Here is a 309-nt window from a genome sequence, read left to right as displayed (position 1 = left end):
CCGCTTCGGCGGTCATCGAGGTCCCGGCGGCCAGGGCGGAGTCGGCCGCGAGCAGGGTGGCGGCTACGGCGGGCGCGGCGACGGCCAGCAGGGCGGCCGCTGGCGACGAAACTCCGGCGGCCTGTCCGGCGCGCCCGACGACCCTTCTCCGTGCAGCGTTCCCTCTGGTGGCAACCAGGGCGGCCGCAGCTGGGGTGCCCCGTCCGGTGTCGGCTACTCGGAAGAGCCTCCGTTCTAAGCGGTGCGCGCCGGGCCCGTTCGTGAACGGTCCTTGGCATGCTGAGAGATTTCGTGCGGTCCACAGGTGCT

Annotated in this window: 1 pseudogene; it reads left to right on the top strand. The window is 73.1% G+C overall.

Going from position 1 to position 309, the window contains the following annotated elements:
- Nucleotides 1–238 (top strand): annotated as a pseudogene (locus UK12_RS44180) (hypothetical protein); the annotation flags it as partial.
- Between the last annotated feature and the right edge of the window lie 71 nt (nucleotides 239–309).

This window comes from Saccharothrix sp. ST-888, from assembly GCF_000955975.1.
GTDB lineage: Bacteria > Actinomycetota > Actinomycetes > Streptomycetales > Streptomycetaceae > Kitasatospora.
This window is presented reverse-complemented; position numbering and strand designations above follow the sequence as displayed.